The 16,067-nt window shown below is 47.0% G+C and carries 14 protein-coding genes; 9 read left to right on the top strand and 5 right to left on the bottom strand.

Features of this window, described 5'->3' with window-relative positions:
* Positions 1-4 precede the first annotated feature (4 nt).
* Entirely contained in the window at positions 5-574 is a 570-nt protein-coding gene (locus B153_RS0129975; protein WP_020600446.1) for a hypothetical protein, read from the bottom strand.
* A 222-nt stretch (positions 575-796) separates the two neighbouring features.
* Here B153_RS0129975 and B153_RS38430 point away from each other — a divergent pair, with 222 nt between their 5' ends.
* The 4 genes from B153_RS38430 (at position 797) to B153_RS0129955 (ending at position 4,049) form a co-directional block, all read left to right on the top strand.
* Complete coding sequence (locus B153_RS38430; protein WP_020600445.1) at positions 797-1,021, top strand: hypothetical protein; 225 nt, start codon at positions 797-799, stop codon at positions 1,019-1,021.
* A gap of 88 nt (positions 1,022-1,109) precedes the next feature.
* On the top strand, positions 1,110-1,955 hold the full coding sequence (locus tag B153_RS0129965; protein ID WP_026262560.1) for a sugar phosphate isomerase/epimerase family protein: 846 nt from the start codon (positions 1,110-1,112) through the stop codon (positions 1,953-1,955).
* 178 nt (positions 1,956-2,133) lie between these two features.
* A complete protein-coding gene (locus tag B153_RS0129960) occupies positions 2,134-2,943 on the top strand; it encodes an MbnP family protein (RefSeq protein WP_020600443.1) in 810 nt (269 codons plus the stop codon).
* Positions 2,940-4,049: a cytochrome-c peroxidase gene (locus B153_RS0129955; RefSeq protein ID WP_020600442.1), complete on the top strand. Its 1,110-nt coding sequence runs from the start codon at positions 2,940-2,942 to the stop codon at positions 4,047-4,049. The genes B153_RS0129960 and B153_RS0129955 overlap by 4 nt, the downstream gene beginning before the upstream one ends.
* A gap of 97 nt (positions 4,050-4,146) precedes the next feature.
* On the opposite strand, the gene B153_RS0129950 is transcribed toward B153_RS0129955, so the two are convergent.
* From B153_RS0129950 to B153_RS0129940, 3 genes are all read right to left on the bottom strand, one after another.
* Positions 4,147-4,527, bottom strand: a complete 381-nt coding sequence (locus B153_RS0129950) for a MerC domain-containing protein (RefSeq protein WP_026262559.1) — start codon at positions 4,525-4,527, stop codon at positions 4,147-4,149.
* A gap of 128 nt (positions 4,528-4,655) precedes the next feature.
* Positions 4,656-5,354 (bottom strand): TapB family protein, encoded by a 699-nt coding sequence (locus tag B153_RS0129945; RefSeq protein WP_020600440.1) that lies wholly within the window; start codon positions 5,352-5,354, stop codon positions 4,656-4,658.
* A gap of 193 nt (positions 5,355-5,547) precedes the next feature.
* Entirely contained in the window at positions 5,548-6,423 is an 876-nt protein-coding gene (locus B153_RS0129940) for a geranylgeranylglycerol-phosphate geranylgeranyltransferase (protein WP_020600439.1), read from the bottom strand.
* Positions 6,424-6,686: 263 nt separating this feature from the next.
* Here B153_RS0129940 and bshA point away from each other — a divergent pair, with 263 nt between their 5' ends.
* From bshA to B153_RS0129915, 4 genes are all read left to right on the top strand, one after another.
* Positions 6,687-7,826 (top strand): N-acetyl-alpha-D-glucosaminyl L-malate synthase BshA, encoded by a 1,140-nt coding sequence (gene bshA / locus B153_RS0129935; RefSeq protein WP_020600438.1) that lies wholly within the window; start codon positions 6,687-6,689, stop codon positions 7,824-7,826.
* A 93-nt stretch (positions 7,827-7,919) separates the two neighbouring features.
* The gene (locus tag B153_RS0129925; protein ID WP_020600437.1) at positions 7,920-9,254 is read left to right on the top strand and encodes an NAD(P)/FAD-dependent oxidoreductase; all 1,335 of its coding nucleotides are present in this window, start codon (positions 7,920-7,922) and stop codon (positions 9,252-9,254) included.
* A gap of 88 nt (positions 9,255-9,342) precedes the next feature.
* A complete protein-coding gene (locus tag B153_RS0129920; protein ID WP_020600436.1) occupies positions 9,343-9,990 on the top strand; it encodes a sterol desaturase family protein in 648 nt (215 codons plus the stop codon).
* A gap of 210 nt (positions 9,991-10,200) precedes the next feature.
* Complete coding sequence (locus B153_RS0129915) at positions 10,201-11,703, top strand: Gfo/Idh/MocA family protein (RefSeq protein ID WP_020600435.1); 1,503 nt, start codon at positions 10,201-10,203, stop codon at positions 11,701-11,703.
* A gap of 88 nt (positions 11,704-11,791) precedes the next feature.
* Here the strand turns inward: B153_RS0129915 and B153_RS0129910 are convergent, their stop codons facing one another.
* Positions 11,792-12,196 (bottom strand): hypothetical protein, encoded by a 405-nt coding sequence (locus B153_RS0129910; protein WP_020600434.1) that lies wholly within the window; start codon positions 12,194-12,196, stop codon positions 11,792-11,794.
* 594 nt (positions 12,197-12,790) lie between these two features.
* On the opposite strand from B153_RS0129910, the gene B153_RS0129905 reads away from it, so the two are divergent.
* Positions 12,791-16,021 (top strand): SusC/RagA family TonB-linked outer membrane protein, encoded by a 3,231-nt coding sequence (locus tag B153_RS0129905; protein WP_020600433.1) that lies wholly within the window; start codon positions 12,791-12,793, stop codon positions 16,019-16,021.
* Positions 16,022-16,067: the final 46 nt, after the last annotated feature.

Here is a 16,067-nt window from a genome sequence, read left to right as displayed (position 1 = left end):
TGATTTACAACAAGAACACCTGTACCGACTGAAGATAACCCATTGTACCTCCTTTGCAGGAGAGGCTGAAAAAGACCTGAGCCCCTTTGGTCCCATTCCAGATCGCGGTGGCTATACCTGTCGAAGAGGTGGTAGCGGAATAAGCTGTATTGATACCCCACGGGCCAGAAAGCTGCATCGTGGTTTGATAGCCCGTAAAGTTGATCACAACCAGATACGAACCAGCTTTGGGCGCTTTGAATCGCAAATAACCAACTGTTCCTTCCCATTGCCCGGGCGAAGGGCCCGTTTGCCGAATTCCTTCCATGAATACCAGATCACTTTCGCAATCCCAGCGGCCGGGTCGGTAAAAGTCCATAAAGCCTGCATCCTGATAGGGATGACGGGCCGTCAACTCCATGAGGGGAGGATTGGTTTCCAGACTGACCCGGCCTTTAGCCGTCAGATCGGTAACTTGTTTGGCTAACTGGGCCCGGCTCAGACGCTTCAACGTAGGCGCTTCAATGGTTTGATAGACCTGTAATTGATCGGAGGTCAATGAAAATGCACTGGGGATAGGAGCAGACTCTTCCATGTGTTGAACCGATTAACGCGTTGTTTTTACTCTGTTTCCTGCGGATTCTCATAGACGCTTCTCAAATTCATACATCAAGATACAACCGACGTAGCACTCATTACGCTAACTAGTTCGTGTACGGTAAATAATGTGCCCTGACCCAATGGATGGGCCTTTTAGTGAACGATTGAGCAGGAGTAAAAGAGCTGATTCCCGGCACTGGGAGGTAGGGATTGGGCATTGGTTACCTATGGAAAAATCAATATCGCACTGGCTGCCGACTTCCTGGCTTGGCAGTATAGGCCACAAAAGTCGTCGGCTGGTAGCCGTAAACGTAGCCCTTTGGTCTATACGCTGAAAGCAGAATCGACGGTGAAGGGGAAGATCAAAAAAGTAGAAACTCAGATGTTGCCTGCTTATGGTTGTACCAAACTGCGGATTGTAGCGTTTCCGATGGGGAAATGACAAAAATCAGGACTGGATTCACAGCTTAAGCCTCAATAGATAAACGCCGACCCGCATGCAATACCTTCAAACTGTTTTTATATACATCATGAAACGAATCGCTTTCGCCCTGATTCTTCTTCTAAGCTATGTGTCGGTTAGTCAGGCACAACCTTTCAGTAAACTGCTTCCAAAAACTCCGGGCATTGTTTCCTACACCTTACGCGAGAAACTTGGTAAAGATGTACCGGGGACGCTGGACCTGATCAAATCCTGGGGAATTACGGATATTGAATTTTCGGGCCTGTTCGGGAAAACGGCACCAGAGCTTCGGAAGTTACTGGATGAGCGTGGATTGCATTGCAGTAGTTATGGAGTTAGCTATGATGCTATTGATCATAAACCAGACTCCATCCTGGCTAATGCGAAGGCACTGGGCGTAAAATACATTCGCATCGGTTCTATACCGCACAAAGGCCCCGCTACCCTCGAAATCATGGATAAAGCTATTGAAGTATTCAACCGCTTTGGCAAACAGGCGCACGATAAAGGGTTTATGTTCTGCTACCACAATCATGGCTTCGAATTTCAGCCCTATGAGAACGGTACGCTGTTCGACTACCTGGTCACCAAAACCAATCCCGACCATGTTGGGTATGAGATGGATGTTACCTGGACATTTTTACCGGGTCAGGACCCCGCTAAACTACTGGAAAAATATCCCAAGCGGTTCCGGCTCATGCACTTGAAAGATGTGAAAAAAGGCGTTCCCCACAGCGATAAAGGCGGGATGACAGCCGAAGAGTGTGTGGTAATGGGAACGGGTCAAATTGACTGGCCAGCCGTATTAAAAGCCGCCCGTAAATCGTCGGTCGACCATTTCTATATCGAGGACGAAAGCCGGATTCCTGAGCAGCAGGTTCCTCAAAGCATGGCGTATCTGAAAAGTCTGTAAGTGAATTTTTGATAAAGAGAGACACGCGTTATGAATCATGCTATTCTGGCAATGGGATGAATTCATAACGCGTTCTTCACTTTTATAACACCCATTTAATATATACTGTGCATGATTTTACGGGTGTTTTCGTTACCTAAGAGCAAAGGGACTTCAGCCTGTAAAGAATGCATAGTCTATGAAAGCAACTGTTACAACCGGACTATTACTCGTATTCGTTATCGGAATCTTCGTTCTGGCCTGTACGGATACATCAACTGACCCAGTAAATACGGGAAAACTTCGGATAGCGTTCGATAATGTGGTGAGCACGTCCGATTTAAAACTTGGTACAGCCACCTACCAGAATGCAGCCGGTGAATCGTTCACCATTACCAAGTTCAACTACTTCATCAGCAACATCAAACTCCACAAGGCCGACGGTAGCGTCTACGTTGTTCCTCAGGATAGTAGCTACTTCCTGATTCAGGAGGAGAAACCAGCTTCGCAAACCATTACACTCTCTAGTGTTCCCACTGGTAATTACACGGGTATGACGTTTACGGTTGGGGTCGATAGTGCCCGAAGTCTGGCCAATATCAGCCTCCGAACGGGTGTGCTCGATCCTGCTCTCAACGATGGTATGTACTGGGACTGGAATTCGGGCTACATTTTTATGAAGATTGAAGGTACATCGACTGTAGCTCCCGCAACTCAGAACAATACTTTCTTTTATCATATTGGTGGTTTTGGGGGCGGGTATAATGGTAAAAAGACAATTAATAACCTGCGTACGATTACCCTGGCTTTTACAGATAGTGGTGCCAATGTGCAGAGCAATGCTGTTCCATCAGTTCGGATTACGACCGATGCCATGAAAATCTTTAATGGCTCAACCAAACTCAGCATTGCCCAGTATCCGTCAGTGATGTTTGACGATTACTCGCCCAACATTGCCAATAACTACGCGCAAATGTTTAGTTATGACCGAACGCTGGCCAACCCATGATTCGGTCAAAAAACATATCCCCAATACGAGTTGGACTGCTGGGTAGCCTGCTGGTATTTGCATTGGCGGTTGGTTGCCAGAAAGCAAACGCGCCAGACCCAGACCCCGGTCCAACCGATCCGGGTGGAGGGGGGATCGTCTATAAACCGACTCAGGTTACACTCCGGCAACCTGCCAATTTCCCGGCGATGGTGTATGATTTGAGTCAGAATCCACTGACTGTAGAGGGCGTTGCTTTGGGAAAATCGTTGTTTTATGATGCCCAGCTTTCGCGCGATACCACGGTTAGCTGCGGATTCTGCCATCAGCAGTTTGCAGGTTTCGGCCATTCCGATCATGCCCTGAGTCATGGCATCGATAGTAAATTTGGCACGCGTAATGTGCCCGGTTTGCAAAATCTGGGCTGGGATCGTGAATTTTTCTGGGATGGGGGCGTTACGAGTCTCGACGAACTGCCTATTGCCCCTATTCAGAATCCGGTAGAAATGGATTTGAAGTTTTCCGAAGCTCTTAGCCGGGTTCAGAAAAGTCCCAAGTATCCGCCCATGTTTCAGGCTGCTTTTGGCTCCGATACCGTTACAACAGCCCGATTCCTGAAAGCTATTTCGCAATTCTTACTGACACTCGTTTCGGCCGATTCCCGTTATGATAAGTATGTGAGGAAAGAAGCCGGGGGGGATCTTTCGTCCGATGAACTGGCTGGATTGACCTTGTTTCAGCAGAAATGTGCCACCTGCCATGCAACGGATTTGTTCACCGATAAGAGCTATCGAAACAACGGGCTGCCAGTCAGTTCGATCAACGATCAGGGACGTTATCGGATTACGCTAAACGAAGCTGATCGATTGAAATTCAAAGTGCCCAGTTTGCGTAACGTTGAAAAAACCTTTCCGTATATGCACGACGGACGATTTACAACACTGGAACAGGTGATCGACCACTACCGAACGGGCGTTCAGGATAGCCCCTCTCTCGACCCAGCGCTGAAGGCTAATGGCCAATTAGGTATTTCCCTGACCGACATACAGAGGAATCAGCTCGTCGCCTTCCTGAAAACGCTGACCGACAATACGTTTATCAGTAACAGAGCATTCAGTCCCAACTAGAACCGGGATTTATAAGATTGAACGGACTGACTTTGATTGGCTTTCAAAGAAAGCCAATCAAAGTCAGTCCGTTCAATCTTATAAATCCCGGTTCTGATTAATGTGCGTGACTGAGCCGATGCTGGCGGATATTCAGAAAATGCGTGATGACTAGCCCGGCGGAGGCCAGGTAAGCCATATATTCGAAAACAGGAGCGGTTTCTTCCAGCAGAAGGGCAATACTGAAAAGGCTTAAAAAGCCCCAGAGCCCCCATTTGATGACGGGCGGAGCGAAATGCCGGGTTGCCGAGTAAACGGCTACGATATTAACCCCAATAAACACATAATCCAGGCTTAAATAACTGACTCGAAGCGTTGAACTCTGCATCAGCGACGTAGTCAAAAGCATTACCGGGGTAATCATGCAATGAATAATGCACAATAGCGAGCCAGTAATGCCTATATAGTCAGCCTTGCGGGAAAGCATATCTGTTTTCATAAGCGGATACAAAAGTACAATACGTAGAGGAATCGTACGCTCTCTTAACCCACTTTTTTGCAACTAAGTTGCGTAAACCCTGACGAATTGTGAGGTAAAGGCTAGTTTTGCGAGTAGAGCCTTGTCAATCAATTGGCCTTCGTGAGCAGTGAAGTGCCCATAAGTTTGCCATTCTTGTTGTATGTTTCCGATTTTATATCGAAAATCTTATTGTCGGTTCGGTAGCTAACAACACGCATTGAACTACGGATAGGCATCCCCATCACTCTGTTTTCAAAACTGACGTCAGACGAGATCTTATAGGTATCGAAGGTACCAGCCGGTGTTGTTATGGATTCTTTTCCATCTACCTGTCGATTGGTCATGGTCATGGCCATGTTCATCATGGTAGTGCCATTGTTCACCATTTCAGCTTCCATCTGCCCGTCGCTTAACTTTTGGCCTACGGTCAGTTTGGCTGGGTAGATTAGTTTATTTGACTTCAGTCGCATTTCCATATCTTTCATATTGGCTTGCATCGACTGTAACATCCCCGACATATCGGCAACCAGTTCATTCCCTGAACAGGTATAACGGATCGTATAGGGGGGGCGTTGTTTGCCTTTTTCGTCTTCAAACAGGGCCGTAACGTCTACAATGGTTGCCCCGCCTTCCTGCCGAACATCTTTTATCTGATAGTTTACCTTGCCTGTCAGTTTTTCTTTAGCATTGAAATGGCTAAGCTCGAAACTCATACCACTTTTAAACGGTACACCCAGGCATTCCTGCGCCTGAACGTTGATCAATACAGAAAGCAGCAGGAGCAACGATAAACTAAGTGTTTTCATGTAGATAGAGTCGTTAAGGAGTAAGGTCCAAAACTAGCGGAGAGCCTCACCGCATCGTCAAACACTTGAGCGAACGGTATAAGAATGTATGATGTATGATGTATGATGTATGATGTATGATGTATGATGTATGATGTATGATGTATGATATAGGGCGGGCATACATTCTATATCATACATCATACATAAACTCTTACGCCCATATCATGCTAACGATACCCAGCAGAATGATGATCTTACAGAGGTTGCTTAAATATCCAAAATCACGTCGGGTGTCGGCAAGGGCGAGCCGGTACACTAACCAGCCCATTGGTATGAGCAGAACTAGAAAAATAAGCGTAAGTCGCTGGTTGTGGAGAGACCCGGCAATAATAAAGAGGGAGCTGGTAAATAAGCCGATCAGGACATATAGTACATATTTGGTTCGGCGTAATCCCAGCACGATGGGTAGGGTTCGACAACCAAAGCGGGCATCACCCCGAATGTCCTGCATGTCTTTAATGATTTCACGGATAATCGAAATGCCAAATGAGAAAAGAGCGTACATCAGGACCAGTTCGGTATTGTGCCGGTAATAGATAGCCATAACCAGCAGTGAAAGAGCAGATAGAAAGGAAATGACAATATTGCCAATCAGCATCTGTCGTTTGAACAGGGCCGAATAAAACCATAGCAGTGTAACCGCAACAACATCGATCAGAAAGACCCATTTACTTAAGTAGAGGCCTATCAGACAGCCGATCACATTGAGGACCTGGTGTACACCCATCGCCACACGACGTTTCAGATACCGCCCAATGATAACACGCTCAGGTTTGTTGACCAGATCGATTTTAACATCGAAATAATCATTGATGATATAGCCTGCCGCAGCAATGCAAACGGTCGACAGGCAGAGTAGCCAAATACCAGGGTCGATTAGGAGCCGCAAACCCTCCTGGCGAGGCCCCACCAAAAACAGACGCGCCATCACCTGCATGAGCATAACGATCAGCAGATTCTGTAGCCGAATGAGCCGCAAAAAGCCGAACGTAAAAGCAGAAAGAGGGGTCAGTTGGCGGGCAAGCATGACGCGTTATTTTTAGTCAAAATTACGGGTTTTAGATGAAAGAGTGATGAACTATTCCAGCGAGTTGGCTCTGGCGTATCTGTTTATTTAAAAGATGCACTTCAGGCTGAATCGCTGCACGTTGGGGCTGCAAAAACAGATCGCTGACGTTATTCGTTAATCCTATTGTGTTCTACATTCATTTTCTTTTATATATCCTTCATCACCAATGGGATTCTTTTTGCATCCATTTGTTGTTGAGAGACAAACTCGTTCTCTTGCGCATGAAAATTGGCATTGTGTGCTACCCAACTTTTGGGGGCAGTGGCGTGGTGGCTACCGAACTTGGTAAAGCGTTAGCCAAAAATGGTCACCAGATTCACTTCATTACCTACCAGCAACCCCCTCGACTCGACTTTTTCAACGAAAATGTTTTTTATCATGAAGTAAATATACCCGCTTATCCCCTCTTCCAGTACGCTCCCTACGAATCCGCTCTGGCCAGTGAAATGGTCAACGTGGTCCAGAACGAAAACGTTGATTTACTGCATGTTCACTACGCCATCCCGCATGCATCAGCGGCTTACATGGCCAAGATGATTCTCCGCTCACAGGGGCGGGTTGTGCCTGTTGTGACCACACTCCATGGAACGGATATTACTTTGGTCGGAAAAGATGCTTCCTACGAGCCCGTGGTTACATTCAGCATCAATGAATCGGACGGCGTCACGTCGGTGTCAGAAGATCTGCGTCAGGATACCTATAAGCACTTTAAGGTGCATCGGGAAATTGAAGTGATTCCGAACTTTATTGATCTGGATCGGTTCAAACGTCAGCAGAAGGAGCATTTCAAAAAAGCAATCTGCCCCAATGGCGAAAAATTGATTGTGCATACCTCCAATTTCCGGCGTGTGAAACGTATCGACGATGCGGTAATGGCGTTTTATCATATTCAGCAAGGTATTCCTGCCAAGCTTCTGCTGGTAGGCGATGGGCCCGAACGAGCCCGCATTGAGCGACTGGTGCGTGATCTGGGTATATACGATCAGGTGCGGTTTCTGGGTAAGCTCGATCAGGTTGAAGAAGTTTTGTCGGTTGCCGATCTGTTTATCATGCCTTCTGAAAATGAAAGTTTTGGATTGGCCGCTCTGGAAGCAATGGCTTGCGAAGTGCCCTTGATTACATCGAATGCGGGTGGATTGCCTGAGTTGAACGTGAATGGGGTGACGGGATTTTTAAGCCCGGTGGGCGACGTAGCGGACATGGTTAAGAACGCTTTGTTTATACTTGACGATAATCATCTGCCGACGTTCAAACAAAATGCGCTGGCAAGGGCCAAAGAGTTTGAGTTATCCCGTATCTTGCCCCGCTACGAAGCGTATTATGAACGGGTTTTGCAGGAAGCGAAACCGCTGGTTAGTTAATGGGTTGCCGATTACCATTTTCGTTGATTGCTGGGAATCGTACCGATGCGTCAGCCACCGAAAACGGTGAACTAAAACCATAAACAGATACTCATGAATCCAAACATACCTCAAACGGATCGCAAACGTGTCGTTATTGTCGGTGCGGGTTTTGGAGGGCTCAAACTGGCCCGAAAACTGTCGCATCGAAAAGAGTTTCAGGTAGTGCTCATCAATAAACAGAACTACCATGAGTTTCAACCTCTTTATTATCAGGTAGCTACGGCTGGTCTGGAAGCTAACTCCATACTCTTCCCGTTGCGGGCTGTGTTTGGTGGCTGTAAAAACGTTCATATCCGGGTAACGATGGTAACGGGAATCCGCCCGGCCGATAAAACCGTCGATACAGAACTTGGCCCGATCACGTACGATTATCTGGTGATGGCTACCGGAGCCGACACGAACTTTTTCAATCAGCAGAACATCATTGAAAAAGCTTTGCCCATGAAATCGGTGTCGGAAGCGATTGCGTTGCGGAACCGGATGCTCCAGAATTTTGAGGATGCGCTTAGCGTTGAAACGCTGGATGAGCGGGAGGGCCTGATGGATGTGGTGGTGGTAGGTGGGGGGCCAACAGGTGTGGAACTATGCGGCACTTTGGCCGAAATGCGAAAAACGGTGCTGCCCGTCGATTACCCTGAACTGGACTTTAAGATGATGGATATTTACCTCATCGAATCGGGAGCAGAGCTGCTGGGGCCAATGTCGGTACAATCGCAGAAACATTCACTGGCGTATTTGCAGGAGTTGGGTGTAATCGTGAAGCTCAATACGCGGGTAAAGGACTTTGATGGGCGTATTGTGACAATGAATGATGGCTCAACGCTCCGAACCAACAACCTGATCTGGGCCGCTGGTGTCAAAGCCAATCCCTTAGCGGGTTTGCCGCCTGAAGTACTAGGTCGGGGTGGGCGTGTATTGGTTAATCAGTTCAGTCAGGTGCAGGGGTTTACCGACATCTTTGCCATTGGTGACGTAGCTTTGATGACGGAAGAGAAATGGCCGAATGGGCACCCGCAGGTAGCCCAGCCCGCCATTCAGCAGGGACGGCATTTAGCGAAAAACCTGCTTCACTGGGTACGTAACGAACAGCCTGAAGCGTTTACGTATAACGATCTGGGAACAATGGCTACTATTGGCCGGGGATTGGCTGTGGTTGACCTGCCGTATTTAAAATTTCAAGGATTTTTTGCCTGGCTGACCTGGCTTTTTGTTCACTTAATGTCCATTGTTGGCGTTAAAAACCGTTTATTTATTTTTCTGAATTGGATGGTTAACTATCTGACATACAGTAATTCATTGCGTCTGATTATAAAGCCTAAACTGCCAAAAGGGGATGTAAAAGCCATGCAGGAAAAACTTTCTGACCAGGTGGAGGTTAGGACATAACCAAGATGGTAAACTTATTTTACTATTGAATCGGGGCTAACGAACGTGTTTTCATGTTATTTTTGCGATATTAACTGAGTACGACTCTATGGAAGCAGAAAAAGAGAAGTTACAGACAATGGCGGGGCACGGAAAAACCCGGCCAAAAAATAGTGGCACGAAACAGCTATTCGACAATCCAATCCTGGAGGCTTTGTCGCGTACCCACATTATGGTGCCTATTTCAATGTGGCTGATTTTGTCGGCATTTCTGGTCTGGTATGCGTTTACGTATACGGATATGGGCAACTGGATGATTGGCGGCCTGTTTACTGTCGGCCTGTTTACCTTTACCCTGTTCGAATACGTTTTGCATCGGTATCTGTATCACCTGGCTCCCACAACGCCTAGCCGTGCCAAGATACAGTACACCTTTCATGGTGTTCACCACGAATATCCGAAAGATAAGACCCGGCTGGCTATGCCACCCGCATTAGCCATTTTTGTTGCGGCTTTCTTTTTTGGGGTATTTTTCCTGATGATGGGCGAATCAGCCTATGCATTTTTTCCGGGCTTTCTGGTAGGTTATTCGGGGTATCTGGCTACACATTTCATCGTGCATGCCTATGCCCCGCCGAAGAATGTCTTTAAGCAGTTATGGATTAATCATAGTGTCCACCATTACAAGAATCCAGAAAGTAACTACGGAGTGTCGTCTCCAATTTGGGATTATATATTTGGATCATTCCAGAAATAATTGATTGCGAGTAATTTGCTCAGAGGCCCGTTCAGTGCGTTGAACGGGCCTCTCTGTTTTAAATAGCCGTGAAAAAATAGGCTTTCATTAGGCCTTATTGGTTGTTTTGGCGTATAGATAGTAAGAATCCTTTTTAAGGTAGGGGTAAAAAAGCCCAGACCTTTTCTTTTAATAGGAACTGCATGTATTGAATCCGTTTACATCTGTTTTATGAATCTATCAGACAACTCAACGCCCAGCCAAAATAGTGCGGGCTCAACAACCCGACGACAGTTTTTACAGGCTGGCGCTTTGGCTACGGCGGGATTTTTTATTGTTCCGCGCCATGTTCTGGGCGGAAAGGGCTTCATTGCTCCCAGCGATAAACTCAACATTGCCGGTGTCGGCTTTGGTGGAAAAGGGTTTAGCGATACGAACAATTCGTATAACAACGGGGCTAACAACATCGTGGCACTGTGCGATGTAGACTGGGGACTCCCCCGCGTGAAAGAGAACTTTACCAAGCATCCGAATGCAAAACGGTATAAGGACTTTCGGGAAATGCTGGATAAAGAAGGGAAAACCATTGATGCGGTGACCGTATCGACAGCTGACCATACCCACGCTGTTGTTGCTATGGCCGCCATGATGCGGGGCAAACACGTGTATGTACAGAAGCCCCTGACGCACAACATTTACGAAGCCCGTATGCTTACCGAAGCCGCTCGTAAATACAAAGTAGTAACCCAGATGGGCAACCAGGGCTCTTCGAATCCACAGCAAAAACAAATGGTCGATTGGTTCGATAAAGGACTCCTGGGTACCGTTCATACGGTGAACCTCTGGACCAACCGCCCTGTTTGGCCACAAGGTATTCCTGTGCCGGCCGCAGTGGACCAGGTTCCGGTCGATCTGGATTGGGACCTGTGGCTGGGACCGGCTCAAAAGGTAGGGTACACACCGGCTTATCACCCATTCAAATGGCGGGGCTGGTGGAATTTTGGCGCTGGCGCTTTGGGTGACATTGGCTGCCACATCATGGATACACCATTCCGTGTACTTGGTCTAGGCTATCCAACTGAAGTTGAAACCAGCATTGGGCAGGTATTCATCAAGGATTGGACACCCGAGTACATTCCTGAAGGTTGTCCTCCGTCGTCGCATGTGGAGTTAAAATTCCCGGCAACGGCTAAAAATAAATCGGTGGTAAAAATGATCTGGGAAGACGGAGGGATTCGCCCTTTCCGGCCAGATATGCTGCCAGAAGGAGAGCCCATGCCCGAAAATGGTGAAAATGGTGTACTTATCCACGGCGACAAAGGCTTGCTGGTATGTGGTATGTACGGCGAAGATCCAAAGCTTTATACCAAAGACGGCAAGAAAATAGTCGGTGATCCGAAACCAAAACCTGCCGACGGTTCCAAGCCTCTGCCCGAAAATGGCCACCAGGTATTATGGACCGAAGCTTGTAAGGCAGGTTTCAACAGCAAAGAGCACAAAGCACTTACGTCGTCATTTGACTTTGCCGGTCCTCTAACCGAATCCGTTCTGATGGGTAACTTGGCGATTCGAAGCTATACCGTTCGTACACCTAAGGCTGATGGAAAAGGGTTTAACTATCCTGGCCGTAAACGGTTGACCTGGGATGGTAAAAACATGAAAATTACCAATTTCGACGAGGCTAACCAGTTTGTCAAACGAGAATACCGCGAAGGCTGGTCGTTGAACGCGTAGTTTAAGTAATAGAAGCGTGGAGTGAGTACTAGGGAAAATAATGCGTCAGCAGCTCCTAGTACTCACTCCACGCTTCTATTACGTCTTTTTAAACCCCTCGCTTCACTAAACGCATGGCCATTGTTCGTAGACGGCTGTGCGCAATATAGGCCCAGATAATGAGCATATACATCGAAAAATCCTGATACGAAATGGGTAAAGCTGTGCTATTGAAATAATAGCGGGTTGATGTAAATGAGAGAGTAGGGGTGAATCCAATCAGGTTTTCATACCCAAGAATAAGCGTCAAACCCAGTGCGTAGAATACATAGTCTGGCTTACGAATAAACCACAAAATACCTGCCAGCAGGGTAGCCATAAATCCGGCATAATGTTTCCAGGTCAGAATCAAATCCGTTGTTGTAGCGATGTAGACCGAGTACATCTGTACTGCTATTAAAACGAGTACAATGAGGCCGTAGCCGTAAAATTCTTTGAGTTGAGCACGCTGCATAAGGTAAAGACGTTACGGTAAAGAGAAAAATAAGGGATAAAGATACAAAAATGCTACTATATATATAGATTAAGAGAATTGTTTTTGTGCACATACCTCTACTCAATCTCAATTGAGTAGACCTCCAAAATACAAGCAGGTTGTAGACAAGGGCCAAGTTTAATCTATACTGATTCGTTAATTCGCTAATGCTGTTTTTTAGATTACGTATAGCTTATACAGTTAAAGCTGCTTAAGTATTTTAACTTATTGTTACTGATTGTAGAATTAATTAATTATATTGTAATATTGGCTTAATTAGTCTCAAATGGGCTATAGGTGTACTAAGAAAAAGTACTTATTCTATTGTTGCAAAAATTGCATGGATTAATGACCATACTGCCCTTTTTACAGCATCCAGCCTGATTTTATTGCAAAAAATGCTGGCGATCATGTTACTTACTTCACTGTTTTAATGGTTTTTAAAGGGTTTTTTAATTTTTTTATAATCCGAGCGAGTAGTTATGTGCTTCAAGGTAGTTTTACCATGAGATTCTTAGGAATGTGTTTAATCTATCTTTAAACCTAAGCTTTTCACGTTTAACTCAACTACCTATGGTGAACCACCTACCTCCCCAACGGTTGTTTGGCAGGCTTGTCCGATTATCTGTCACGCAACTTTTACTGGTTACCTGTTGCCTAAGCATAAGTTATGCGAAGGAAAATCCACATCCAAGCCTGCCCGGCGATCGATTAGCCAATGTGGCTGATCGGACCATCAATGGCCGGGTTACTGATGAAAAAAGTGAAGCACTGCCCGGTGTAACAGTCCTGCTGAAAGGTACACAGCGTGGTACTGTAACGGATGCCGATGGCCGTTATCGGATCGAAGTACCAGACGGAAGCGCTACGCTGGTGTTCTCGTTTGTGGGCTATGTTTCTCAGGAAGTAAATGTCGGTAGTCAGGCAGCGGTCAACGTCAGTCTGAAGGCCGATAACAAAACACTGGATGAGATTGTCGTTATCGGGTATGGTACTACCCGTAAATCAGACTTAACTGGCGCTGTATCCGGCGTTAAAGAAGCCGAGCTGGCCGAACGTCCTGCCCCTTCGCTCAACCAGCAGCTATCGGGTCGTTTGCCCGGTGTGCAGGTGAACACCAACTCTGGCCGTCCGGGTGGACGGACAACCGTTCGAATTCGTGGGTTTAGCTCGATCAACTCCTCCAACAACCCACTGTATGTTGTTGATGGTGTAATGCTACCACAAGGTACCGGCGACCAGTTCAGCAACCCAATTGACTATATCAACCCGAACGATATCGTCAACGTGGAAGTACTGAAAGATGCGTCGTCAACAGCTATTTACGGAGCTCGTGGTGCAAACGGCGTTATCCTGATCAGTACCAAAAAAGGGAAAGCTGGGGAAAGCCGGGTTACGTATGATTCTCAGTTTAGTGTCAACACTATTGGGCCAAATAAGCCGCAGGTTCTGAACGCGAAGGAATACTTAGCGGTCGAAGATTTAGCCTATGCCAACATGGCGAAGTATGATCCCGTGGGTTGGGCTGCTGGCAAATGGACGTATCTGAACCCCGTTCAGCGTCGTAGAGACTTCAGCGCAGCGCACCCCGGTGTGTTCGATGCGAACCTGAATCCATTGTATGATACCGACTGGTTCAAGGAGTCGTCGCAGAGTGTGCTTTCGCAAAACCACCAGTTAGGGTTTAGCGGTGGTAACGAGCGGACCCAGTATTCTCTCTCGCTCAACTATCGCGACGATCAGGGTCTTATCAAAACATCGTACATGAAGCGTTATTCTGGCCGTTTCTCGATTGACGATCAGGTAAAGAGCTGGCTGAAAATTGGTGGTACGCTGAATTATAACAACCAGTCGGAAAACCTGGTCGACGTTAATGATGCCGTAGCTCGTCAAATTGTAGAGGACTTCCCATTCCTGCCTGTACGCTATCCTGATACAGGCGTTCTGGCTGAAAACCGCGATTATCCCTACGCAGAAGGAACGATGAGTTCAGTACACCGCCTGCTCGACAGAAAGTATATTCAGAATACACAGACGGTGTTAGGTAGCCTGTATACGAATATCACCTTTGGTAAAGGTCTGGAAATGCGTACCGTGTTGGGTACCAATATCCAAACGCAGGAAATCAACCAGTCGCAGACCCGTACGCTGAACATTGGTGGTAATGGTAATGCATCGGCAAACAACAACCGTACGTCGTTCTGGTCGCTGGAAAACTACCTGACCTATAATAAGCAGTTTGGTCAGGATCACTCGTTTACAGGTTTATTGGGTATTTCGTGGCAGGAAACCAACTCATTTGGGATTGGTGCCAGCGTGAGCGGATTTGCTACTGACTACTTTGGTTTCAACAACTTAGGTGCTGGCGCTACGAACCCTTCGGTTTCATCGGGAGCATCACGTTTTGCGTTTAACTCGTACTTCGGTCGGATCAACTACGGCTACAAAAACAAGTACCTGTTCACCGCTACGGGTCGGGCCGATGGTTCGTCGAAATTCGGGGAAAATAACAAATTCGCGTTCTTCCCATCGGCTGCTTTAGCCTGGCGTGTGTCGGAAGAGGACTTCCTGAAAGGCAATCCAATTATCTCTAACCTGAAAGTCCGTACCAGCTATGGTTTGACCGGTAACTCGGAGATTCCACCTTATCAATCGCTTTCGACGTTAAACTCGAACTATGCTGCGGTGTATGGCAATACGAAAGTGGGTGGAACCGGTATCAACCGATTGGCTAACCCGGATCTGAAATGGGAAAAAACGGCTCAGACGGATGTAGGGGTAGAAATTGGCTTGTTCAAAGGACGGGTAAATGTTGAAATGGATTACTACTACCGTCTGACAACTGACATGCTGCTTGATGCGCCTGTGCCCCAAACGAGTGGCTATGCAACCATCCGGCGTAACGTAGGCTCGATGGAAAACAAAGGGTTTGAATTCAGCGTGAATACGGTGAACGTCAATAAAGGCAATTTCACCTGGAATACGACATTCAACATTTCGCTGAACCGCAACAAAGTACTGTCGCTGGCTACCCCATCGGATATTTTCGGGGTGGGTGGACCTAACTTTACCAACCAGACCAACATCATTCGCATTGGTGAGCCAGTTGGTGCATTCTGGGGCTTAACCCGCGTCGGTGTGTGGAGCGAAGCAGAACGGGATCAGGCAGCTCAGTTTACCAGCTATCGGAATGGGCTAACCATGTTGCCTGGTGACATCAAGTACCTGGATGTGAATGGTGATAAAGCCATTACCGATGCTGACCGGAGTATTATTGGTAACGGTAGTCCAAAAGGATGGGGTGCTCTGACCAACAACTTCCGTCTTGGTAATTTCGATGCTACGCTTGAATTACAGTACATGTATGGTAACGATGTAATGCTGATGAACCTGCACCCCAGCGAAGACCGTCAGGCACTGGCTAACAGCTACAAGTCGGTACTGAACGCCTGGACGCCACAAAATCAGAACACCATGATCGCTGAAATTCGGGATACACGGGCGGGCTATGTGACCAACGTAGATAGCCACTGGATCAAGAATGGTTCGTTCCTACGCGGTAAAAACTTGCTGGTAGGCTACACCTTCCCATCGGCGATTACCAACAAGATTAAAGTGAACCGACTCCGTCTGTATGCGTCGGCGCAAAACTTCTTCCTGTTGCTGGAAGATCCAATTGTTGGTGATCCAGAAGTGACGCCGACCAACCAGGGAACGACCAGCAGCGCCTTCTCACAGGGGCAAATCTGGCATAACTATCCAAAACCAACCACGTACCTGTTAGGTCTGCAGATTGGGTTGTAATAGAGACGGTCATTTGTAGTCATTTGCTTCGCGTCGAGTATAGTCA

It is taken from the genome of Spirosoma panaciterrae DSM 21099 (assembly GCF_000374025.1).
Lineage (GTDB): Bacteria > Bacteroidota > Bacteroidia > Cytophagales > Spirosomataceae > Spirosoma > Spirosoma panaciterrae.
The sequence above is the reverse complement of the archived record's forward strand: the minus strand, read 5'-3'. Positions and strand labels throughout refer to the sequence as shown.

Coding starts and splice junctions, on each gene's coding strand:
- B153_RS0129975 (WP_020600446.1), bottom strand. CDS start 574: ATGGAAGAGTCTGCTCCTATCCCCAGTGCATTTTCATTGACCTCCGAT.
- B153_RS0129965 (WP_026262560.1), top strand. CDS start 1,110: ATGAAACGAATCGCTTTCGCCCTGATTCTTCTTCTAAGCTATGTGTCG.
- B153_RS0129960 (WP_020600443.1), top strand. CDS start 2,134: ATGAAAGCAACTGTTACAACCGGACTATTACTCGTATTCGTTATCGGA.
- B153_RS0129955 (WP_020600442.1), top strand. CDS start 2,940: ATGATTCGGTCAAAAAACATATCCCCAATACGAGTTGGACTGCTGGGT.
- B153_RS0129950 (WP_026262559.1), bottom strand. CDS start 4,527: ATGAAAACAGATATGCTTTCCCGCAAGGCTGACTATATAGGCATTACT.
- B153_RS0129945 (WP_020600440.1), bottom strand. CDS start 5,354: ATGAAAACACTTAGTTTATCGTTGCTCCTGCTGCTTTCTGTATTGATC.
- B153_RS0129940 (WP_020600439.1), bottom strand. CDS start 6,423: ATGCTTGCCCGCCAACTGACCCCTCTTTCTGCTTTTACGTTCGGCTTT.
- bshA (WP_020600438.1), top strand. CDS start 6,687: ATGAAAATTGGCATTGTGTGCTACCCAACTTTTGGGGGCAGTGGCGTG.
- B153_RS0129925 (WP_020600437.1), top strand. CDS start 7,920: ATGAATCCAAACATACCTCAAACGGATCGCAAACGTGTCGTTATTGTC.
- B153_RS0129920 (WP_020600436.1), top strand. CDS start 9,343: ATGGAAGCAGAAAAAGAGAAGTTACAGACAATGGCGGGGCACGGAAAA.
- B153_RS0129915 (WP_020600435.1), top strand. CDS start 10,201: ATGAATCTATCAGACAACTCAACGCCCAGCCAAAATAGTGCGGGCTCA.
- B153_RS0129910 (WP_020600434.1), bottom strand. CDS start 12,196: ATGCAGCGTGCTCAACTCAAAGAATTTTACGGCTACGGCCTCATTGTA.
- B153_RS0129905 (WP_020600433.1), top strand. CDS start 12,791: ATGGTGAACCACCTACCTCCCCAACGGTTGTTTGGCAGGCTTGTCCGA.